22 protein-coding genes, 2 pseudogenes and 1 other annotated feature are annotated in these 22,989 nt (G+C 35.1%); of the genes and pseudogenes, 6 read left to right on the top strand and 18 right to left on the bottom strand.

What is annotated here, in order from left to right; translation table 11 throughout:
- Positions 1–123: 123 nt before the first annotated feature.
- A complete protein-coding gene (locus DN394_RS00440; protein ID WP_149293512.1) occupies positions 124–1,161 on the bottom strand; it encodes a collagen-like protein in 1,038 nt (345 codons plus the stop codon).
- 219 nt (positions 1,162–1,380) lie between these two features.
- Here DN394_RS00440 and DN394_RS28845 point away from each other — a divergent pair.
- From DN394_RS28845 to DN394_RS00430, 3 genes and pseudogenes are all read left to right on the top strand, one after another.
- Positions 1,381–1,572, top strand: a pseudogene (locus DN394_RS28845) (iron chelate uptake ABC transporter family permease subunit); the annotation flags it as partial.
- 101 nt (positions 1,573–1,673) lie between these two features.
- On the top strand, positions 1,674–2,177 hold the full coding sequence (locus DN394_RS00435; protein WP_098705587.1) for a DinB family protein: 504 nt from the start codon (positions 1,674–1,676) through the stop codon (positions 2,175–2,177).
- A gap of 136 nt (positions 2,178–2,313) precedes the next feature.
- Positions 2,314–2,646, top strand: a complete 333-nt coding sequence (locus DN394_RS00430) for a YfjL-like protein (RefSeq protein ID WP_149293511.1) — start codon at positions 2,314–2,316, stop codon at positions 2,644–2,646.
- Between the two features lie 62 nt (positions 2,647–2,708).
- Here the strand turns inward: DN394_RS00430 and DN394_RS00425 are convergent, their stop codons facing one another.
- From DN394_RS00425 to DN394_RS00400, 7 genes are all read right to left on the bottom strand, one after another.
- Entirely contained in the window at positions 2,709–3,404 is a 696-nt protein-coding gene (locus DN394_RS00425) for a hypothetical protein (protein WP_097916577.1), read from the bottom strand.
- Positions 3,405–3,430: 26 nt separating this feature from the next.
- Complete coding sequence (locus DN394_RS00420) at positions 3,431–4,300, bottom strand: DUF4097 family beta strand repeat-containing protein (protein ID WP_149293510.1); 870 nt, start codon at positions 4,298–4,300, stop codon at positions 3,431–3,433.
- Positions 4,301–4,337: 37 nt separating this feature from the next.
- Positions 4,338–5,042: an ABC transporter permease gene (locus DN394_RS00415; protein ID WP_097916575.1), complete on the bottom strand. Its 705-nt coding sequence runs from the start codon at positions 5,040–5,042 to the stop codon at positions 4,338–4,340.
- A gap of 34 nt (positions 5,043–5,076) precedes the next feature.
- A complete protein-coding gene (locus DN394_RS28840) occupies positions 5,077–5,238 on the bottom strand; it encodes a hypothetical protein (RefSeq protein ID WP_000931777.1) in 162 nt (53 codons plus the stop codon).
- The gene (locus DN394_RS00410) at positions 5,231–6,154 is read right to left on the bottom strand and encodes an ABC transporter ATP-binding protein (RefSeq protein WP_000221100.1); all 924 of its coding nucleotides are present in this window, start codon (positions 6,152–6,154) and stop codon (positions 5,231–5,233) included. The genes DN394_RS28840 and DN394_RS00410 overlap by 8 nt, the downstream gene beginning before the upstream one ends.
- A 126-nt stretch (positions 6,155–6,280) precedes the next feature.
- On the bottom strand, positions 6,281–7,216 hold the full coding sequence (locus DN394_RS00405) for a HAMP domain-containing histidine kinase (RefSeq protein WP_000247661.1): 936 nt from the start codon (positions 7,214–7,216) through the stop codon (positions 6,281–6,283).
- 1 nt (position 7,217) lies between these two features.
- The gene (locus DN394_RS00400; protein ID WP_000018041.1) at positions 7,218–7,910 is read right to left on the bottom strand and encodes a response regulator transcription factor; all 693 of its coding nucleotides are present in this window, start codon (positions 7,908–7,910) and stop codon (positions 7,218–7,220) included.
- A 170-nt stretch (positions 7,911–8,080) separates the two neighbouring features.
- Here DN394_RS00400 and DN394_RS28835 point away from each other — a divergent pair, with 170 nt between their 5' ends.
- Together DN394_RS28835 and DN394_RS00395 are read left to right on the top strand one after the other, a co-directional pair.
- A complete protein-coding gene (locus tag DN394_RS28835) occupies positions 8,081–8,254 on the top strand; it encodes a hypothetical protein (RefSeq protein ID WP_001293585.1) in 174 nt (57 codons plus the stop codon).
- Entirely contained in the window at positions 8,255–8,449 is a 195-nt protein-coding gene (locus tag DN394_RS00395) for a YwbE family protein (protein WP_001014319.1), read from the top strand.
- 39 nt (positions 8,450–8,488) lie between these two features.
- Here DN394_RS00395 and DN394_RS00390 read toward each other — a convergent pair whose 3' ends face one another.
- Positions 8,489–9,688, bottom strand: a complete 1,200-nt coding sequence (locus DN394_RS00390; protein ID WP_001255862.1) for a class I SAM-dependent rRNA methyltransferase — start codon at positions 9,686–9,688, stop codon at positions 8,489–8,491.
- Positions 9,689–9,983: 295 nt separating this feature from the next.
- Here DN394_RS00390 and isdG point away from each other — a divergent pair, with 295 nt between their 5' ends.
- On the top strand, positions 9,984–10,307 hold the full coding sequence (gene isdG, locus DN394_RS00385) for a heme oxygenase (RefSeq protein ID WP_000587825.1): 324 nt from the start codon (positions 9,984–9,986) through the stop codon (positions 10,305–10,307).
- Positions 10,308–10,375: 68 nt separating this feature from the next.
- Here isdG and srtB read toward each other — a convergent pair whose 3' ends face one another.
- From srtB to DN394_RS00340, 9 genes and pseudogenes are all read right to left on the bottom strand, one after another.
- A complete protein-coding gene (gene srtB / locus DN394_RS00380) occupies positions 10,376–11,140 on the bottom strand; it encodes a class B sortase (protein ID WP_046956250.1) in 765 nt (254 codons plus the stop codon).
- A gap of 31 nt (positions 11,141–11,171) precedes the next feature.
- Entirely contained in the window at positions 11,172–11,942 is a 771-nt protein-coding gene (locus tag DN394_RS00375) for an ABC transporter ATP-binding protein (protein WP_097916571.1), read from the bottom strand.
- Positions 11,932–12,915 carry a FecCD family ABC transporter permease gene (locus DN394_RS00370; RefSeq protein WP_046958765.1) on the bottom strand — a complete coding sequence of 328 codons (984 nt, stop codon included), beginning with the start codon at positions 12,913–12,915 and terminating at the stop codon, positions 11,932–11,934. The genes DN394_RS00375 and DN394_RS00370 overlap by 11 nt, the downstream gene beginning before the upstream one ends.
- Before the next feature lie 27 nt (positions 12,916–12,942).
- Entirely contained in the window at positions 12,943–13,824 is an 882-nt protein-coding gene (gene isdE / locus DN394_RS00365) for a heme ABC transporter substrate-binding protein IsdE (RefSeq protein ID WP_141474874.1), read from the bottom strand.
- 69 nt (positions 13,825–13,893) lie between these two features.
- Positions 13,894–16,712, bottom strand: a pseudogene (locus DN394_RS29225) (NEAT domain-containing protein).
- Positions 16,713–16,731: 19 nt separating this feature from the next.
- Positions 16,732–17,439 carry a heme uptake protein IsdC gene (gene isdC / locus DN394_RS00355; protein WP_149293509.1) on the bottom strand — a complete coding sequence of 236 codons (708 nt, stop codon included), beginning with the start codon at positions 17,437–17,439 and terminating at the stop codon, positions 16,732–16,734.
- 498 nt (positions 17,440–17,937) lie between these two features.
- On the bottom strand, positions 17,938–19,263 hold the full coding sequence (gene brnQ6, locus DN394_RS00350; protein WP_097916563.1) for a branched-chain amino acid transport system II carrier protein BrnQ6: 1,326 nt from the start codon (positions 19,261–19,263) through the stop codon (positions 17,938–17,940).
- 117 nt (positions 19,264–19,380) lie between these two features.
- Positions 19,381–19,631: a binding site (T-box leader), on the bottom strand.
- 108 nt (positions 19,632–19,739) lie between these two features.
- On the bottom strand, positions 19,740–20,429 hold the full coding sequence (locus DN394_RS00345; protein WP_149293508.1) for a 23S rRNA pseudouridine(2604) synthase RluF: 690 nt from the start codon (positions 20,427–20,429) through the stop codon (positions 19,740–19,742).
- Positions 20,430–20,623: 194 nt separating this feature from the next.
- A complete protein-coding gene (locus DN394_RS00340) occupies positions 20,624–22,984 on the bottom strand; it encodes an endonuclease MutS2 (RefSeq protein WP_098084249.1) in 2,361 nt (786 codons plus the stop codon).
- Between the last annotated feature and the right edge of the window lie 5 nt (positions 22,985–22,989).

The raw sequence follows: 22,989 nt of genomic DNA, 5'->3' as shown, positions 1-22,989 counted from the left end.
ATTATAGTCGCCATAACGTTACAATCATAATATTCTGACTTTTATATAACTATGCTTCACTCCATTAACTTCTTATTATATGTATAAACTCTCCTAATCTTAAAAGAATAAGAGAGTTATTATTTAGCTTAACCTTATTATCGTTAACACAGCTCCTGGTGTAGTTGTTGATAATGTTGCAACAGCTAACAAACCAAATAGTTGCAAACTAATAGCATCTCCTGCTGCAAGAGTTGTAATGATTGTTGCGCTAAATGATGTGGTTGCTACAGCAGGAGAATTGATTGTTCCAGCAAGTGGTGCTCCATTAATTGTAATCCGTGAACTAACTAATAATGAAGCCGTTATATTAATCGAATATGAAATATAATAATTTCCAGCATTTGCAACCGTAAATACTGTATTCCCCCCGGAAACCGTAATACCTGGACCGATATTTTGATTATTCGGAAGCGGGACATTCGTTCCACCAAGAAGTACCGATATCGCTGTTCCTGACGTATTATTTGCAAATGCATACGTCGCCGTGATACTTGTACCTGTAGCCCCGGTTGCCCCCGTTGGACCCGTTGGACCTGTTGCTCCTGTTATTCCCGTCGCTCCTGTTATTCCTGTTATTCCCGTTGCTCCTGTTGCTCCCGTTGGACCCGTCGCTCCTGTTGGACCTGTTACTCCCGTTGGGCCTGTTGCTCCTGTTGCTCCTGTTGCTCCTGTTGGACCTGTTGGGCCTGTTACTCCCGTCGCTCCTGTTGGACCTGTTACTCCCGTCGCTCCTGTTGGACCTGTTACTCCCGTCGCTCCTGTTGGACCTGTTACTCCCGTCGCTCCTGTTGGACCTGTTACTCCCGTCGCTCCTGTTGGACCTGTTGCTCCTGTTGCTCCCGTTATTCCCGTCGCCCCCGTTGGACCTGTTGGACCTGTTACTCCCGTCGCTCCTGTTGGGCCTATTGCTCCTGTTGCTCCCGTTATTCCCGTCGCCCCCGTTGGACCTGTTACTCCCGTCGCTCCTGTTGGGCCTGTTGAACCTGTTACTCCCGTCGGACCTGTTGGGCCCAGCTTAGGAACTGTCCCATCACAACTAAAACAGCAAGAATCAACATGTACACCATTTTGATTATTACACTCACAATACCCATTTATATTATTGCGCCATGAAGACATGTTGACCACTTCCTTCACATTCAATCTTTTAAGTACAATCGCCGAGTTAAAAAACATCTATTTAAATAACAAAGAAATACTTTACCTAGTCGGGATAAACACAGATTTATTCCATACATTCTATTAATTATTACATGCGATTTGCTCTCCCTTTGCTTGTACTTTCGCCTTCTTGCTCAAACGAAATTCTTTTTCTCCATTCTGCATATACATATAAATTTCAATCCAATTGGTTTATTCATCGGCGGACTACTTGCAGTCGGAATTGTACTTTTCTTTTCATGAAAATTAGGATTTAGCCCAACACCCCTTACTTTAATAGGAATCGGTATTTCAGCTCTCGGCTCAGCGATTATTCAACTCTTTATTGTTAACGCAAATTTGAACGTTGCTGTACTTGGATCAACTTATTTCTTATGGTTGATGAGGAAGAGTGGGAAGAAAGTTAGTTAAAAAGGAAACTATCTTTTTTTCACGAATGTAACCTATGAACATAAATAGGAGGGATAAATATGTACCAGACAATTGAAGGCTTCTTACAATCATGGACATACGAGGCTGAGTCTACTCAGAAAATGCTCGACGCATTAACGGATGAATCTTTATTACAAGAAATTGCAGATGGGCACTGGACGTTAGGCAGAGTTGCTTGGCATATCGTGACGGCAATTCCAGTTATACTATCTGGTACGGGACTTAAATTTGAAGGAGAAACGAAAGATTATCCTGTTCCAACTTCAGCTAAAACAATTGCAGATGGGTATCGTAAAGTGAATGCGGCTTTCGTTGAAGCACTTCAAAGCGAATGGACTGATAAAGATTTAGCAACTATGAATGACTTCTTTGGTCGTCCTATGCCGAATTCTATATTTTTAATGACACTCATTAATCATCAAAATCACCATCGCGGACAAATGACAGTTTTAATGCGACAAGCTGGTTTAACAGTCCCTGGCGTATATGGTCCTGCAAAAGAAGAATGGGCTGCGACTGGAATGGAAGCTCCTAAAATGTAACAATAAAAAAGACAAGATGTTTACAAATCTTGTCTTTTTCTGTAACTTGTTTCATGTGAAACTATTTTTTCTAAATGGTTGTTTTATGGAAAAGATAGGTTAAAATGAATACATATTATGAAGATGAGTAACCAAATTGAATACAAAAAATAAAAAAATAGCTATGGGAACTATTTTACTAACTTCTATTATTGGAGTTATTAGTGTATCTCTTTATTTCACCTATTATGGTACCCCTTGGGGAAAACAAGCAGCAATTACGGAATCAAAAGAATATATTACAAAATACTTTGGTTTAGATGCGGAAGTCAAAAATACTTCTTACGATGCTAAAATGAATAGCTATGCCATCTCCTTTGAGACAAGTAGAGACGGAGAGTTTACTATTGAATATAAAAGTCCTAATAACTTTAATATTTCTCCAGGAGTGCAAGAGTATTTAAGCAAACACTCCAAATTTACAGAGTAGTAACGAAGCATACATATACAAAAAAGAGTTGGTGTAACGCCAACTCTTTTTTCTTATTCTTGTCATATAGTTACATCTTCCTTCTCTATATTTTTAATTCCGTAATATGCAATCACAACTCCAATTGCTGCAAGTGCTAGTTGAAGGGGAAGAAAAGTTGCTATAGGAAACTCTGGGTTGCTATTCATTGCAATTGATACAACGATAAGAGATGAAACAATTGTAGTTGGCACTGAACGTTTACGCATTCCAAAATATAATGGGATTAAACTCATTCCCGCAGTTGCAATGGCTAAAGGAACTAGTTTTATTCCTTCTTGCATCAATTGATCTACTGTGAATGAATTAGGAAGAATTGAAAAATAACTATCTATCCCAAAGAAAATTCCTACTACTAAAATGTTAGATACAATAACTGTTATAAATGTTACTGTCGCTGTAATAGCCAACTTACTAGCCATCATCTTCTTTCGGTTAATGGGATAAGAAAACATGAGTAGTATTGTTTTATTTTTATATTCACCAATTATTAGCCTTGCGATTAATACACTACCAAAAACAATAAACGTTGCTCTTACTATTGTGCTAGCCATTAACAATATCGTCTCTGGATTCCTTATTTCTGCATCACCTTCTACTTGAGCGATGATGCTCACAAAGATCATTAATGCCAGTATAATAATATTTGCAATAATTGCTCTCTTCACGTACCAACCAAGCTTAAACTTTTTCAATTCTAGCTTCATTAAATGTAGCATGATAGTGTCCTCCTTCCTCCTAAGATTTAATCAATATAAATGACTCCTGTTTCACTTAAAATCTTCACTCCGTTTTTTGCATCACCAATGGTTCCCGCTTTTATTTTTTCTGTATTTTTATCTTTCTTAAGTCCTTTTAAATCTATCATTACGTCAGACGAATTACTTTTAGCCGTAAGTTTTAAAGAAATCGGAACACCTTTATACCGTACGCCAATATCTCCTGATTTTGTTTCTACAAATAATGATTTTCCTTCTGTCATATCTTTCAGTAATACTTCCCCAGATGTTGAAGTGATGTTCACATTTTCGTTTTTTACATTTTTCACATAATTATCGCCAGTAGTAGAAGTTATATTTACTTCTTGTAATGAACTATCTTTTAACATTAAATCTCCACTTTCGGATGTGAATTCACCCTTCTCTGCCGATAGTCCTGTAATCATTCCATCTCCAGACTTGCCTTTTGTCACGATACTTTTTACTACTATATCGTTTATTTTCACATCACCCGATTTATTATTTACTACAATTTTGTCTATTGCTTTCCTCGGAATAGCTATACATATACTATTTTTCTTCCTAAACGTAAAACCATTAAAAAATTTGGTCACCTTTTGTTTTTGCTTAATCACAATTTTATTTTCGTCATTTTCTATTTTGACGGGATCTATCTCTTTATCTACTTGTTGACCTTGAGCGGAAATTACTATTTTATTAGCGTCTGTACTTTTAAATTCAATATTCCAGTTTTCATTGTCTACTTCTATTTCTTTTATATTATTGATTTCAAAAGACTTTTCTTGCTTAAAATCTTTCACCTGAAATACCTTAAAATCCAAAACCGCACTAGCAATTGTAATGACTAATATTGCAATTACTATTATTTTTTTCACCAGTCATACCCCAGTTCGTTTTTGTTTTAAGCTTGCTTCACGCCACATCAATCTTGTCGATTTTTCGATACGATAGATAACTAATGAAAATTCCTAATAAACAGAGCACTATTGGGATAGCTATAAAATCAAACATACTTACTTGACCATTTCCAGGACCAACGTTACCATTAATCAGCATACCAATTATTACTGCTGAAGTAATCGTTGTCGGTGTCGATTTCTTTCTCATTCCAAAAAATAAAGGAATTAAACTTATACCAGATATCATAAATGCACTTATAATAGTAGTTGGAACGGTAGCTATTATTTCCCCCATCGTAACAGGCGTTTCAAGTATTCCTATTATTGGATTCATACAGAATATGAGCAAACTAATAATAAATGTTGCGATTATCGTGCTCACAAAGCAAAAACTAAAAACAATTGCTAATTTCGCTCTCATTAGCATTTTCCTTTGCAGTGGGTACATAAATAGTAGCTGTATTGTTTTGTTCTTGTATTCATCAATCACTAAACGTGATAAAATAACCGATGCAAAAATAATAAATGTAGTTCTAATAAAAATATTTGCTAAAGACATGTATTCCATATAGCTAGAGAACATCAACTCATCCTCTACTTTAGATGCCCATGCCATAAGACTTACCGCAGCAAAAATTGCTATAATACCAATCGCTGCTCCTTTAAAATAACTAGATAATTGATGTTTCTTCCACTCGAGCTTCATTAATCTAAACATTCAAACCACGCCTCCATTCTTTATATAACTGTCTCTACACTACTAACATTCTAATTCCAGCAGTAACTACACTTAACATTCCTATCACTAGTAGAATTAACAACCATTTCCGCTCTGGTTTTCTATAATATAAAATCCCACTTATGAACATTACGACCAATCCACTTACTAGATTCACTAACAATCCATTAAGCATGAATGCCCTCTCCATCCATTACATTTAAGAAATATTCCTCTAAGGAACTATGTTTCTTATTAATACTTTCAATTTCCACATCATTCATAATAAGTGCTTTTGAAATGGCTTGCTGAGACACTGCCGTATCATACACACGAATCATATTTCCGCTCATTATTTTATAATTTTTTATACCAAGTTTATCTTCTAAAATATAAGCTGCACGCTTCACATCAGGAACAGTAATTTCAATGTACTCTGTTTGTTTTCCGTTAATACTCTTCATTGAAACTTCTTTTATTAGCTTTCCATTTTGAATTACACCAATTGTATCCGCCATTAATTCCATCTCACCTAAAATATGACTAGAAACTAATAATGTAATGCCATATTCTTTGCAGAGCATTTTAAATAAGTCTCGTAACTCTTTAATACCAATTGGATCTAAACCGTTTATGGGTTCGTCTAAAATGAGCAATTCTGGCTTTGTCACGATTGCCCTTGCAATACCAAGTCGTTGCTTCATTCCCAATGAAAAATCTTTTACTTTTTTATTATCTATCCCTTGCAGTTTCACTAAATGTAATGCATGGTCAATTGCGTTTTTATCGTAATAGCCCATATATTCACAATGTAATTCTAAATTTTCTTTCGCCGTTAATTTATCATAAAAGATTGGGTATTCAATAATTGTCCCCATTCTTTTTAATACTTCATAAGATGTGTCTGTTAACTTCTCACCTAAAATTTCAATCTCACCGCTCGTCGGTTTTATTAAATTTGTAATCATTTTCATAATCGTTGTTTTACCAGCACCATTCGGTCCTAAGAAACCGTATATCTCTCCTTTTTTCACATGCATGTTAACGCTAGAAATAACTTCTTTCCCTTTAAACACTTTCGTTAACTGATTCGTTTTTAATATATAGGTCATGTCACTTTCCCCTTTCGCACTACTTTATATTTTTATAATAGACAACGGAAATCTCTTTTTTCTTACCCGTTTCTTACAAATTCCTTACGCTGAAAAAAAAGCTTGTAGAATCTACTTCTCTACAAGCTAAAACTGCATCTTTTTTAATGCAACTGTAAAAATTGTTTTTTCATACGGCTTACTAGAAAGATGAATTTTTCCATCCATCGCTTCCACCAGTCTTTTCGTAATCGTTAACCCTAAACCGCTTCCTTGGTACAATCTATTTCTCGAATCTTCAAGTGTGTACATACGCTCAAACACTTTATCAATATGAGATTCATCAATCCCTTTTCCTTTATCCCATACGTCTATATACACATTCGTTTCATCATCTCTTAACGTCATACCCAGTATCTTTCCATCGTCTCCATATGTAATTGCATTTGATATTAAATTATTCAATACCCTACCTAATACTTCTACATTTCCAAGTGCATATATATTTCTTTCTGGTATATCAATATGAACATGAAAACCTTTCGACGTCACTAAATCATAAAAAGATAAAATCTTCTCACGACAAACTTCATTCATATTCACTTTTGTCATCTCGATTGCTTTGTCACCAGATTCTAATTTTGCTAAGTCAAAAAACTTATGAATTAGTTCCATTACTTCTAGTGTTTTCACATGCACCTTTTCAAGTAATATTTGTTGTTCTTCTTTATTCATTGTTTTATCCTTATTTAACATTTCTGTATATCCAAGAATAACTGTTAGCGGTGTTTTCAAGTCATGTGAAATATTTGAAAGCATTTTTCTCATCGAAATTTCTACTTTCGCATGATCTGCATTTGTTTTCTGTTTTGCATCTAATAATTGATTAATTGCCACTAATAATTTTTGCAATTCTCGATCATCTGTCATAACGAGTAACTTCTCGCCTGTTTGTACATTTACAATACTTTCTAACTTTTCATATGTGTATCGTAAATTTTCACTGCTATTTTTTCTCATTTTATATTGTATGTAAATAACACATAACAATATAAAAATAATACCTATTAACAAATTGACCATATTACATCACTTCCAACTTATAGCCGATGCCCCATAACGTTTTAATATATTCTGGATTAGATGGATCACTTTCAATTTTCTCGCGCAACCTTCTCATATGAACATTAATAACGTTATCGTCACCGTAATACTCTTCGTTCCAAACTAACGTATATATTTGCGCTTTCGTAAATACACGATTTTGATTCTTTACGAATAACTTTAAAATCTCAAATTCTTTTAAAGTAAGTTTGAGGGGCTTCTCGTTTTTTTCAACCGTAAAATTAATTGGGTCAATTGTTAAATCACCAATTTGAATCATCTTTTCTGTTGTTTCTGTAGCCGAATATTTCGTAGATCTCCGAATACCGGCTTTTACACGTGCAGCCAATTCAATCATAGAAAATGGCTTACAAATGTAATCATCTGCTCCAAGTCCTAATCCAACAGCTTTATCAACATCTGTATCTTTTGCCGACATCATCAAAATCGGAACGGCACTCTTCTCACGAATAATACGTACAACCTCTAAGCCATCTAACTTTGGCATCATTATATCAAGGATAACTAAATCAAAGGATGATTTAAAAAATGCTTGCACCCCTTCTTCACCGTCAGACGCGATTGTAACTTGAAAACCTTCTTTTATTAAATACTTTTCCACCATCTCTTGAATTGAAATATCATCTTCAACTAATAAAATATGATGTGACATATGTCTATCCCCTTTTTTTACAAACATTAGCATATTAATTGTATCGTAACGAATGAATACTGGAAAGAATTATATGAATTTTCAAACCAACTTCCCTTCCTTCCTTAACAATGATATGATGAAATTCACTACGATTGTTCATAATTAACTTTATATAAAGGAGACTTATCATGTCAGAAAACAAAAAAGTAAGCTTAGCTGATTTAATGCGCGAACAACTTGCAAAGAAAAAGCAAGGAAATGGAAATGGTTCAAATAATACAAATCAAAGCCAAGAAACGAAAAAATTACAAAACCAACAAACAAAGAAAACAAACAACCAACGTAGACGTACAGGTGTATAAATGAACGGACAAAAACGTACTAATATCGCACCTGGTCTTGAAGTTGATATTGTATTAAAACAAGATCAACGCACCGGTAAATTAACACGTGGAATTGTAAAAGATATTTTAACAAACTCCCCTTCTCATCCGCATGGCATTAAAGTGCGATTGCAGGACGGGCAGGTCGGTAGAGTACAAAATATCGTTCAATAAGAAAAGGAGCTCAAGTAAACTCGGGCTCCTTTTTCTTTATTAACCTTTAATTTTCTCGATGAAAACTACTTTTAAATAGTCTCCCTCTTTAAATTGATCAATGGTACGAAAATCTTCTGGTAAAGAATGTTCTTCTAATATTTTGTATTTACCATTCATTTCTTTAAATGCTGTATCGATAAAGCCTTTAAACTTTTTCATATCGAATGCGCTACAATTTGTAGAGGCAACGATAATCCCATTATTTTCTGTAATCGCAATTGTTTCTTTTAATAAGTTTTTATAATCTTTCGCTGCACTAAATGTATATTTTTTTGAGCGTGCAAAGCTTGGAGGATCAAGTACGACCATATCAAATTTCATATTTTTCTTCGCTGCATATTTGAAGTAAAGAAATACATCTTCTACAATAATATCTTGCGCTTCATAATCAACTTCATTTACACTAAATTGCTCAATCGTTTTACTTAAACTACGATTTGCAAGGTCGACACTCGTCGTTTTACTCGCTCCGCCAAGCGCTGCAAATACAGAGAAAGCACCTGTATAAGAGAACATATTTAATACTGTTCTCCCCTTTGCATATGTATCACGTATTTGTTTTCGAACGTTACGCTGATCTAAAAATACACCAACCATCGCTCCGTCATTTAAATAAACAGCAAAGTTCACACCGTTCTCTTTTACGATAAGCGGGAACTCACCGCGCTCTCCTGCTACAAAATCATCGCCTTCAATGTATTTCCCTTTCGTATCAAAACGCTTTTTCTCATAAATACCTTTAAAGTTTGCTACTTTTTGAAGAGCTGCTATAATCTCATCTCTGAAAGTATAAATCCCTTCACTATACCAACTTACTACATAATAGCCGTCATAATAATCGATAATTAAGCCTCCAAGACCATCACCTTCACCATTTAGGGCACGGAATGCTGTCGTATCACTTGATTTGTAAAATTGCTTTCGTTTATGTAAGGCAGATTTTATTTTACTTTCAAAGAAAGATTGATTAATTTGTTCACTCTCTTTTCTCGTTAAAATCCAGCCGTATCCTTTATTTTGTTTTCCATAATAACCTTTTCCAATAAAATGGTTCTTCTCATCCACTACTTTAATGATTGTTCCTTCTTCCTGAACATCATTTAAATTTTGAATCGCATCTTTTAAAATAAGCGGATATCCACTTTTAATTTCTTTTATAAATTTCGGTTTTATTTTTACAGTTATTTCTGATCGCATATAATAACTTCCTTTCCATTTGCATGCTTTCTCTATAGGAAGCATTTAAAAAACGAGCCTGAAAAAACAGCCTCGTTTCACTATACCATATTATTGCTTTGCTAGTACAACTCGCTCATTCTCTCACTTAACCGCCACATATTTACTACATTTTAAAATGGAAATCTTACTGTCCAAAATAATAAAAAAACTTATTTATTTCACATTTACCATTGACAATGATAATGATTTTCATTATCATTTAACGTATATGAGTTCTCGAAAATAAAGGCTACATTTATAGGAGGAATAAAACATGATTATTGTTACAAATACAGCTAAAATTACAAAGGGAAATGGACATAAATTAATTGAGCGTTTTAATAAAGTAGGTCAAGTCGAAACGATGCCAGGCTTTTTAGGATTAGAAGTTCTTTTAACGCAAAATACAGTTGATTATGATGAGGTAACAATTAGCACACGCTGGAATGCAAAAGAAGATTTCCAAGGTTGGACGAAGAGCTCAGCATTTAAAGATGCTCACTCACATCAAGGTGGGATGCCAGAATATATTCTTGATAATAAAATCACTTACTACAATGTTGAAGTTGTACGTATGCCAATGGCTGCAGCACAGTAAACATATTTCTTTTTTTAAGTATAGAATATGAGAAGCGTTACCACTTCTCATATTCTATACTTTTTTATTTACTGTCTTTTTACTAGTTTAGCATGCACGACTAACCTTCCTGCTTCTGGATCAAGTGCATAGTCACACGTCGAAAGTGTTACGATTTGATCACTTGCTGTCAATTTTGCATCCGTTTTGTACAGCGATTTTTCTTGAATTTTCTCCAAAAATGATGTGTATTCCGTATCATTGCTAAAATCCGTTTCAATGTAATAAAAATCAGTTGTTGTTGTATACACCGAGAACACTTCAAGATCATATCCTTCAAATAATGTATCGTAATATAATTTACGATGCGACATGAAGAACTCTTCATCTAACATTTTCTTTAAACTTCCAAACATAGAACCATCTTTCATACGGTGACCATATAAAATAGTATTTCGATTTTGAGATTTCACATCATTACGATAGTCCATAAAAATACTTCCCGCTCTCATATCTTCACCTTTATAATTACGAAATAAATAGTAATCATTGTCTTTCGTCTGAACGATTGGATAATTAATTTGTGTATCGTCCATCGTAATCCATCCAACTATTTCTTGGTTAATTTGCTGCAGAGCTTTGAACTGTTTACGTACTTCCCCGTCTTGTGATTGCTCTTCCATCGGACTCTTTTCATAAATGTTTTGTGCTTCGGCCATTACTTTACGATTTTCATAGTAATCCATGAAAATATCACCTAATTCATATACTGAATAGAAAAAGGTACCTAAAAAAACAACTGTAAGTATTCGTTGAAAAAAAGAATTCTTCTTCCGTTCTTTTTTACTACTCAAATCATCACCTCAAAACGGATTGTTCGCATATTTAAATACCCATTGGGACCATATACAACCCTGTATCTTCATCTTGCTTTACAACGACATCTACACCGTATATCGTCTTTATCATACTTTCTGTCACAACATCATTCGGCTTACCTTTCGTAACAATTTCGCCGTCTTTCATAACGATGATATGATCACTATAGCGAATCGCCTGATTGATATCATGTAGTACCATAACGATTGTCAATCCATGTACTTCATTTAACTCTTTTACTAGCTCTAATATTTCGAGTTGATAATAAATATCTAAATAGGTTGTCGGTTCATCTAAAAAGAGCATTGGTGTTTTCTGAGCTAACGTCATGGCAATCCAAACACGTTGTCTTTCTCCACCAGATAAAGCATGAATCTCTTTATCACGTTTACTTAGCAAATTCGTACATGCTAAAGCCCTTTCGATCGCTTCTCTATCTTCAACAGTTTGCGAGGAAAAAATATTTTTATGAGGCATACGACCATAACTTGTTAATTTCTCTACCGTCATGTCTGCCGGTGCTTCATTTTGTTGATGGACAACGGCTAACTTTCTAGCAAACTCTTTCGGTTTATATTGACTAATCGCCTTCCCATCGAGTATTATCTCTCCGCTACGAGGGTCGTGATTTCTTGACATCACGCCAAGTAATGTCGATTTCCCGCAACCGTTTGGGCCAATAATTGTTGTAATTTTACCAATTTCTATTTCACTACTAACCGACTTTAATCGATCCGTTACATTATCATACGAAAAGGTTACATTTTTAATTTCCATGAACTTTATCACTCTTTCTAAGCAAGAATATTAAGAATGGGCCACCAATCACCGCCATAATCGTCGCTGCTGGAATTTCGTTAGGTGGCACAATTAACCTTCCAATCGTATCCGCCGTCAAAATTAATAACGCTCCTGCAAGAGCAGAAAATGGAATTAATACTTTATGATCCGAACCGACTAATTGTCTTGAAATGTGCGGAACGAGTAATCCTACGAAAGCAATAACACCTGCAATTGCTGTTGATACTGCTGCTAAAAGTACTGCAATAGCAGAAATAATAAGACGAACTCTCGTCACGTGCAAACCTAAGTTTTTCGCAGTCTTATCTTGTAGCGATAATAAGTTACACCAAGCTCCTACAAACAGAGCAAGAATAAGACCAATCGTTCCATATGTAACCATTATTTCTACATCGCCCCACGTCTTCATCGTTATGTTAGAAGTCGTCGTTTGCTTAATACTCTTAATGAAGTATCCGCAAATTGTAATGAACGATTCATTTAATCCAGTGAACATTGCATTAATAGCTATACCAACTAAAATAATGCGAAGCGGACTTAACCCTGACTTCCATGAAAATGCATAAACGAGATAACATGCAAACGCACCACCTAAAAAGGCGAATACTGGTGTCCAGAAAAACAATTGCGGGAATAACGTAATAATAACAAGTGTCATAAAACTTGCCCCAGAAGATATCCCGATTACCCCAGCATCAGCAAGTGGATTTTTCATAACAGCTTGAAAAAGCACACCTGAAACGGCCAGAGCTGCTCCAGTAAATAGTGCAATAATAATACGTGGGAAACGTAAATCTTTAATCACTTCAACATCTTCATTTCCCCCTGTAAATATCCCTTGTATAAGCTCAACAATACCTACTTCTAAACTTCCTTTCGTCGCTGACAATGATGTCATAACAATAAGCAATGCAGTAACAATTAGGAAACTCCAAGTTTTTTTATTCATTCCACTCTTCCTTTATATTAAAATGCATCACGGATACATCATTTTTTTCAATTCATCTAAAGCTTCCATTGCTGCTAAATTACCTGTTGTTCCAAATAAACGCTCTTCTAAATCGTAAACACGGTTATTTTTAACTGCAGCGAAGTGCTTCCAAATATCATTTGTTTTAAATTCTTTATCAAACATTTTCACAACTTCTTCAGGCATACCATGAGCTGCTCGTAAAATAATATCCGGATCAGCTTTTTTTAAATACTCTGTATTAGAAGCTAAATACTCTACTTGTTCACCTTGCACAATATTTTTACCACCTAGTTGTTTCACTAAATCTCCAATATAAGAATGCTCTGTTGCTACTAAATAACTCCCTGGTACACCTAATAAAATAAGCACTTTCGGTTCTTTCTTTCCCTTTACTGCTGTTTTAATCTCTGTAACCTTGTTATCTAACTTCGTTACAACTGCTTCAGCCTGCTTTTCACGTCCATATTGCTTACCTAAATCGCTAATGGAATTTTGCATATTTTTCAAGCTTGTTAAATCTAAAAAGTTTGCTTTCGTGCCCACACCATCAAAAACTGGCTTTAATTCATATTCAAGTGTTGTCACGGATAATACTTCTGACGGCTTTAACGATTTTACCTTTTCCATATCAGGACTCATCGGATTCCCGACTTCAGGTAAACCTTTATATCTCTTTGGTAAATCTTTCGTACTTGTTGGAATACCAACTAAATCTACTTCTAATGCATCCATAATTTCAGTAACAGCAACTGTCGTTGCAACAATTCTCTCTTTACTCTCACTCTTTACCTGTTTTGCTGCTTCTTTTTTAGGCGCCGAACATCCAGCTATACTCACTAATAGAATGATAGCCATTAGTACACTAGCAATTTTCTTCACTCTCAATCACCACTCCTTTCCAAATAATATGAAACAAGTCTTGATGCATGCGAACATGCATCAAGACTCCAAAAATTACAATCTTCCTGCTCTATATTTACGAACTAGTAAAACAAGTGACCCAAGCAATAGCACCATGTATAAACCTAGTTGTGCTGTATCTGCCGTTTTTGAGTTTTTCTCTTTTTTTGGATCATTTTTTTGATCTTCTTTTTTCTTCTTATCATCTGCATTTCGGTTAAAGTCAGGATTATCTACTTTTTTCACATTATCTACTTTCGGTGTAATCACTGGATTGTTCGGATCATTTTTCGGATCTTTTTTTGGATCCTCTTTAATCGTGCCTAACGCACCAATATTATTTGTATCAAATTGAATTTGGACATCGTAGAAATGATGGTAGTTCATTTCATTGATATCAACTTTTACTTTTGCATTTAATTTTGCAAATAAATCACTTACTTCAAATTGCACTACTCTCGTATTTGCATTTTTATCTTCGCTTACTACTTTCGCATCAGCAAAAAGACTGTTATTTTCCGTTTGAAATTTTGTAATCCATGCACTATTTTTCAACGTCATCTCAATGTACTTTTTACCATCTTTAACGATTAATTTTGCTGGGTGTACAGTATAGTCATGCATCTTTGAAAGCTCATTTGTTTTATCTTTTAACACTTTAAATGGAATATCATATTGACCATCCACTAAATTTTTCGGATCAACTATTACTTTTGGTTGATTATTTCCGCCTTGTTTATCGTTTCCACCTTGGTTGTCGTTTCCGCCTTGGTTGTCGTTTCCGCCTTGGTTGTCGTTTCCGCCTTGGTTGTCGTTTCCGCCTTGGTTGTCGTTTCCGCCTTGGTTACCTAAAACTTTAATACTATCTTGATCAAATACAAATTGAACATCGTAGAAATGGTGATAATTCATCGCATCAATATCTACTTTTACTTTTGCGTTTAATTTTTTAGATAAATCCTCTACTTCTAACTCTACTACTTTTGTATTTTGCTCTTTATTCTCACTTAACACTTTTGCGTTAACAAAAGAACTATTCTTTTCAAACTCAAATTTTGTAATCCATGTACTGTTCGTTAATGTAAACGATACATACTTCTTACCATCTTTCACTTTTAGTACAGCTGGACTTTTTGTATATGTGTTCATCATTGAAATTTCTTCTGTTTTATCTTTTAAAACTTTAAAGCCAATGCTGTATTCACCATCTTTAAGGGCTTTTGGATCAATGGTTGTGTTGTTACCTTGGTTATTGTTTCCACCTTGGTTGTTGTTTCCGCCTTGGTTATCGTTTCCGCCTTGGTTATCGTTTCCGCCTTGGTTATCGTTTCCGCCTTGGTTATCGTTTCCGCCTTGGTTATCGTTTTCGTTTTCGTTTTCGTCTTGGTTATCGTTTCCGCCTTGGTTATCGTTTCCTTATCGTTTCCGCCTTGGTTGTCGTTTCCGCCTTGGTTATCGTTTCCGCCTTGGTTGTCTAACGGTTTAACGCTATCTTTATCAAATGCAAATTGAATGTCGTAGAAATGGTGATAATTCATTGAATCGATATCTACTTTTACTTTTGCATTTAACTTTTTAGATAAATCATCTACTTCTACTTCCACTACGCGTGTATCAGCTTTTTTATCTTCACTTAATACACTCGCATCAACGAACGAACCATTTTTCTCAAATTCAAACTTTGTAATCCATGCACTATTCGTTAATGTGAATGATACATATTTTTTACCATCTTTCACCTTTAACACGCCCGGACTCTTCGTATACGTGTTCATCATTGAAATTTCTTCTGATTGATCTTTTAAAGCTTTGAAATTGATGCTGTATTCACCGTCTTTCATTGTTTCAACATTCGGCTTCTCTACTTCTGGTTTCTCTACCTCTGGCTTTTTATCACCGTCTGGTTTCTTTTCTTCGTTCTTAATTGACTCAAGTTTATCTTGTTCAAATAAAAGTTGTACATCATGTGTTTGCTTATAGTTTCTTGATGCCATTTCGATAAATACTTTTGTATTTAAATTTTTTGATAAATCGTCCACTTCAAACTCTACTACTCTTGTATCTTTTTCTTTATCTTCACTCAATACTTTTGCATCAACAAATACGCCATCTTTTTCCGTTTGGAAATTTTTAATTAATGAGCTACTTGTTAGTGTTACAATTGCCTTTTTCTTACCGTTTTCTACTTTTAATACTCCTGGATTTACCATGTAAGTATTCATCTTAGATTCTTCATCTGTCTTATCTTTTAACACTTTAAATGGAATACTATAATTCCCATCGTTAATTGTGTTAGAATTGGGTTGTTGATCTGGGTCAGGCTTTTGGTCGGGCTTCTGACTTGGATCCGGTTTTTCATTTGGATCTGGCTTATTTGCTGGATCCTCTTTTTCATTTGGTTTTTCTACATGAATCGGTGTAATACTATTTTGATCAAATGCAATACGCACATCATAATCATGATGATAATTTAAAAAGTCTATGTCCACTTTTACTTTCGCATTTAATACTTTCTCTACATCGTCCACTTCAAATTCTACTACTCGTGTATCTTTTTCTTTATCTTCACTAATTACATTTGTCGCAACAAACTGGCCATTTTTTTCTGTTTCAAACTTCGTAATCCATGAACTATGTTCTAACGTAAAGGATACCTTCTTCTTCCCATCCTTCACTTTTAAAGTTCCTGGACTTACAGAGTATTGATTCATCATAGATTCTTCATCTGATGTATCCTTAAGAACTTTGAAACCGATTGAATATTCACCGTCAGCTAGTTGGCTTGCTGCTTGAACTGCAAGCGGTTGTAATGTTGATACGAATGTAAATATCATTAAACACATCGCAACAACAATTTTAAGATATCTATTCAATGGAATAACGCTCCTTTATTTAGTTTTGACGTACTTTACGAATTAAGAAAACACCTGAAATAAGAATTAACGCTGCAAATATTCCAATGCGTGCTTCATCACCTGTTTTTGGATTATCTGTTTTTTCAGCTTTTCCACTTTCATTTGTTCCTTTGCTCGCCTCTTTATTTGCTTCTTTACTCTCTTCTTTCTTCACTTCTTCTTTTACTTGTGTATCTGTTTTTGTTTGATCATTATTCTTTGTTACAGTAGTTGCTTTATTTTCTCCACCTACCGCTTTTACATTTGCATCAAACGCAAAACGAATTGTGTAGTTATGGTCATAATTTACGTTCGGTACAACAACATGAATTTTTGCAGCTGCTGGCTTAGATAAATCGTCTATTTTAAACTCTACAGTTCTTTTATCTGCTGATTCATCTTTACTAACAACTTTTGCATCAACAAAATTCCCGTTTTCAGGTGCTTTAAATTCTGTAATCCAAGCACTATGATTCATCGGAATTTGTACTCTCATCTCACCATTTTTTACAACTAACTTAGCTGGTTTTTCAAAATAATCATTTGCCATTGAAGCTGAATCATTTTCCGCTTTTTGAATGACATAGTTAATATCATAAGTACCGTCAGCTAGTTGTGCTGAAACTTTCCCATATGGCATGACAAGAAAAGCTAGCATACATACGAACGTTATAATAAAAGCGGGTAATACAGAAATCTTTCTCATTTGGCTTACTTCCTCCTTGTTTATCTTTCATCCATACTTTTTTGAAAATGATAATTATTCTCAATTTATAAGAAAAAAATAATAATCCTCTATCATTATTTAATTGTAATTTATTTATGTAATGTAGATATTATTGATTATCATTCTCACTACGTGTTAAAAATAATATCCCTCCCTATTCCTTATAAAGAGCGATTTACATTTTAACATAAGTCCCTATTTCTTTTGATGATTATCATTCTCAATGAAGGTCAAAAAAAATAAAACCTCCATTCTCCTACTCTATCACCTCTATCTACAAAATGATATCGTTATAGAAAACCTTATACCTTTCACTCCTCACTTTCCTTCAAATATTTCCACAACTAAGTCAATCTTAGCCTAATGCTAATTTTTTTGTCAACTATATTACGTATAAAATTTTTAACATCTAAATTTCCCTATATGCAATTTTTTCTACAAAAAAAGAGACTTTCTTTCATAGAAAGCCTCTTTTCACTATTTTTCTACAGCAACTTCTTGCTTTTGAAATAAAGAAACTACATATCCAATTGCAATTCCAATGATACCCGGAACTAGCCAACCAATCCCTACACTATATAGTGGAATTTTATCTAAGATAGGAGCAAGGGCCGCTACTTGAAGATTTGCATTATGCAATCCATCAAAGAAGCTAATTGCAAATGAACCTACAATACCGCCTACATACATAGCTAATGGAAGACGAATATAGTTTTCAACAAGTGATAATACAATCAGTACGATACCAATTGGGTAAATTGCAATTAAAATCGGTAATGCTAATGCGTTTAACTGAGTTAACCCAAGGTTTGCTACCATAAATGCTAATACACAGAAGATGAAAACAATCTTTTGATAAGAAAGCTTTGGTAATAAAGAAGAAAAATATTCCCCACAAGCTGCAACAATACCTACAGAAGTTGTTAAACATGCCGCTGTAATTGCGATCCCTAATAATAAAGTTCCGTAACTACCAAATAAATGATTTACAACGTTTGTTAAAATAATCCCTCCGTTTGCTCCCATTCCAAGAGACACACTAGAAGCTCCCAGATAAGCAAGTGCTAAATAAACAAGTAGTAAACCGAGCGCTGCAATAAATCCTGCAAAGATTGTTACTTTTGCAATGCTGTTCTTATTTGTAACGCCTTTTGCTTTTAAAGCATTAATAACAACATTTCCGAAAACAAGTGCTGCAAGTCCATCTAAAGTTAAATATCCATCAATAAAACCTTTAAAGAGCGGAGCATTATACGCTTCTGTCGGTGCACCAAATTCTCCAATTGGTGTAATAATTGCTTTACCTACGATAATTGCTATAACAGCTAACAAAATCGGAGTTAATACTTTACCGATGCGGCCCACTAATTTCGATGGGTTTAAAGCTAAATAGAAAGTTACTGCAAAGAAAATGAATGTAAAGATAACAAGTGGATACGATTGACCAGCTATCTCACTTGGTAAAAATGGTGCAACACTCATTTCATAAGCAACTGTTCCTGTACGCGGAACACTTACGAATACGCCTAAACATAAATAAATTGCAGTGATAAAAACAAGTGCGAATACAGGGTGTACACGCCCCGCTAGCTCATTAATATCTCCCTTTAGAGCTATAACAATTACCCCTAATAAAGGTAATCCAACACCTGTTACGATAAAGCCAAATAACGCGATCCATACGTCTGTTCCAGCACCTTGCCCTAAAGCCGGCGGGAAAATCATATTACCTGCACCGAAAAATAGTGCAAACAACATTAAACTTATTGCAAACATCTCAGAAAACTTTAAAGATGATTTCATTTCTACTAACCTCCTACATATTTTTATATTGACAAAATATTCTGAATTAAAGGCCGTCACATATCCTCTTTCAAGCATACTTCCCCGTAAAAGAACGCAAAAAACACCCGTCCCTAACAAAGGGACGAGTGTTGAAATCGTGGTTCCACCCTTATTCTAATAAAATGAATTTATAACAAAATAAGCTCATTTTATAGCTCGTGTAAATTGATAACGGTTTTATCCGCCAAGAATTACAATGCATCATGCAGTTCACTCTTGAAGTTTAGAGGTGGTAAGTTTGTCTTTCCGTATTAGGAAGCTCACAGCCTAGGCTTCCCTCTCTGAGAATCGTCAAAAACAACTCATGTCCTCATCATTACTTTTATAAAATATCTTGTCGAAACTTGTTGTTTTTTATTATATGGGCTATTTTTTAAAAAATCAATAGTTTTATTTTTTCTGACAAAAAAATATAGGGAGAAAATTTTTCCTCCCTAAAACTGATTTATTAAAATGTCTAATTCCTCAGATGTAACGCTCCGCCATTTTCCCACTTCAAGATCGTCTAGCTCTATATTCAGAATACGAACCCGCTTTAGCTTTGTTACAGTAAATCCGAAAGCACGGCTCATTCTACGAATTTGTCTGTTCATTCCTTGCGTTAAAACGATGCGAAATGTAGACTGATCCACTCTCGTCACTTTACAAGGCTTCGTCATTCCATCCTTAATCTTTACACCGCTAGACATCTCATCAATAAACCAATCTGTAAACGGCTTATCAACCGTAACAATATATTCTTTCTCGTGTTTATGATCTCCGTGTAAAATTTGATTCGCAATCGCACCGTCATTCGTTAATAAAATTAATCCTTCCGACGCTTTATCTAATCGTCCAACAGGAAAAATACGCTCAGGGTAATTAATATAATCAATAATATTGCCTTCAATATGCTCGGCTGCTGTACAAGTAATACCAACTGGTTTATGAAAGGCGATATACACCTTTTCTTTCTCTTCTTTTACAATAACCTGTCCATCAATCGTTACCACATCACCATCGCTCACGAGTGCACCGTGCGTACATATTTGACCGTTAATAGCCACGCGTCCTGCTTTAATGAGACGGTCTGTTTCGCGTCTTGAACAGGATTTTGCTTCGCTTATGTATTGGTTGATTTTCATAGCTTATTCCTTTTCCTATATATTAAAAGCGTCAATCTATGGCAATATCACTCTGCCACGATTGACGCTCTTTTACTTCGCAAAAACAACTAAATAAATAACCCCAATTACCAAAAATATTCCGCAACAAGCTAACAATACTTTTGCAAGTTTGTCCATAAACATATAATGGTTCCCCTTTGTTTCGTTGTTTGCTATTTTAATTCGACAACTGTTACGCCTAGGCCTCCCTCGCCCATGTCACCGTAACGGAAGTTTTTCACACCGCGGTGTTTCTTCAAGTAATCTTGTACACCTTGGCGAAGCGCTCCTGTTCCTTTACCGTGAATAATTGATACGCGAGGATAGCTTGCAAGCTGTGCATCGTCTAAATATTTTTCAACGCGCATCATTGCATCTTCATAACGTTCACCGCGAAGATCAAGCTCTAACGAAACGTGATAATCTCTACCCTTCACACTTGCGACTGCCTTTTTCTCAGTTTGCTTCGGTGTATTAATGTATTCCATATTGGATTCTTTCACTTTCATCTTCAGAATACCAATTTGTACGCTCCACTCTGTATCACTTACTTTTTCAAGCAATTGACCTTTTTGACCAAACGTTAACACCTTTACTTCATCACCTGCGCGTAATTGTTGTTTTGGCGCTGTGTTTTTCACGTTTACTTTTTGTTTCTTCACAAGCTCTGGCGCCGTACCTTCTAGACGGCTCTTCGCTTCAATAAGCTCATGGTCTTTCACGTTTATAAGCTGTGCTTTACGCAATTGACGAAGTTCTTGAATAATGCCTTCTGCTTCTTTCTTTGCAGCTTCGACTTTTTCTTCCCCTTCTTTTTGCACTTTTAATAATTTTTCATCGCGCTCATCATTAAATTCAATAATTTGACGCTGTAATTCGCGATGCAGTTTTTCAGATTGCTTGCGAAGTGCTTCTGCTTCGTTCCAGTCACGCTCTGCATTCTTTTGACTTTCTTCTAACTTCGCAATCATATTTTCAATTTTGTTTGTATCTGTACTAATGTGGTTACGAGCTTGATCAATCACGCGATCAGATAGTCCAAGGCGCTTCGAAATTTCAAAAGCATTACTACGTCCTGGTACACCGATTAATAATTTATACGTTGGGCTTAATGTATTCACGTCGAACTCAACGCTCGCATTAATAACTTTCTCACGGTTATATCCGTATGCTTTTAATTCTGGGTAATGCGTCGTAGCAACAACGCGAGCACCACGATTACATACTTCATCTAAAATTGAAATTGCTAATGCAGCCCCTTCTTGCGGGTCTGTTCCAGCACCTAATTCATCGAATAAAACTAAGCTTTCAAAATCAGCTTTTTCTAAAATATCAACAATGTTCACCATATGTGAGGAGAACGTACTTAAACTTTGTTCAATCGATTGCTCATCACCGATATCGGCAAAGATATTTTTAAATACACAAATCTCTGACTCATCCATTACTGGAATGTGAAGGCCAGATTGCGCCATTAATACACAAATACCAACTGTTTTCAGCGTAACTGTTTTACCACCTGTATTCGGCCCTGTAATAACAATTGTCGTGAAATCTTTACCTAACATAATGTTATTTGGCACGATAATTTCTGGATCAATAAGCGGATGACGTGCTTGTCTTAAATCCATATAGCGCTCGTTATTTACAATTGGCTTCGTTGCTTTTATACGCTTCGCATAAAAAGCTTTCGCAAAAATAAAGTCAAGATTCGCAACTACTTCTACGTTAGATAAAACGATATCTGCTTCTACTGCCACTTCTTCTGTTAACATCAATAAGATGCGTTCAATTTCTTGTTTTTCTTTCACTCGTGCTTCTTGAAGCGCGTTATTTAACTCTACAATGACTTGTGGTTCAATAAATAACGTTTGCCCAGAAGCTGATTGATCGTGAACAATACCGCCATATACACCGCGGTATTCTTGTTTTACTGGGATTACGTAACGTTCGTTACGAATCGTTACAATCGCGTCAGACAGCATCTTTTGTGCGTTAGAAGAACGCGTCATGTTTTCTAACTTTTCACGAATACGACTTTCCGCAGTACGAATTTGAGTACGAATACCACGCAGTTTATCACTTGCGCTATCAACTACTTCACCGCCATCACCGATGCAATTTGTAATTTTCTTTTCTAAATCATATAAAGATATAATTTGAGCGACATGAGTTTCTAAAATAGGAAGCTCAACACCATTATCAACCATATCTTCAATGAAACGTTTCATATTGCGACTACCATACATCGTATTTGCAATATCAAGTAGTTCATTTGGACTTAACATACTCCCAATCTTTGCACGCTTCACATTTGAGCGAATATCCGTAATACCACCTAATGGTGCACTACCTTTTAAACGAATGACTTTCGCTGCTTCATCCGTTGTATCTTGCATTTCTACAATTTCTTCAAAATCAGTGCTTGGCACTAAATGCTTCACTTTGTCACGGCCAAGTGAAGAGGCTGTATGTTCAAGTAATTGTTCTTTTACTTTATTGTATTCTAATACACGCAACGTTCTTTCTAACATGTTGC

This window comes from Bacillus sp. BB081 (genome assembly GCF_008368895.1).
Classification (GTDB): domain Bacteria; phylum Bacillota; class Bacilli; order Bacillales; family Bacillaceae_G; genus Bacillus_A; species Bacillus_A wiedmannii.
The sequence above is the reverse complement of the archived record's forward strand: the minus strand, read 5'-3'. Positions and strand labels throughout refer to the sequence as shown.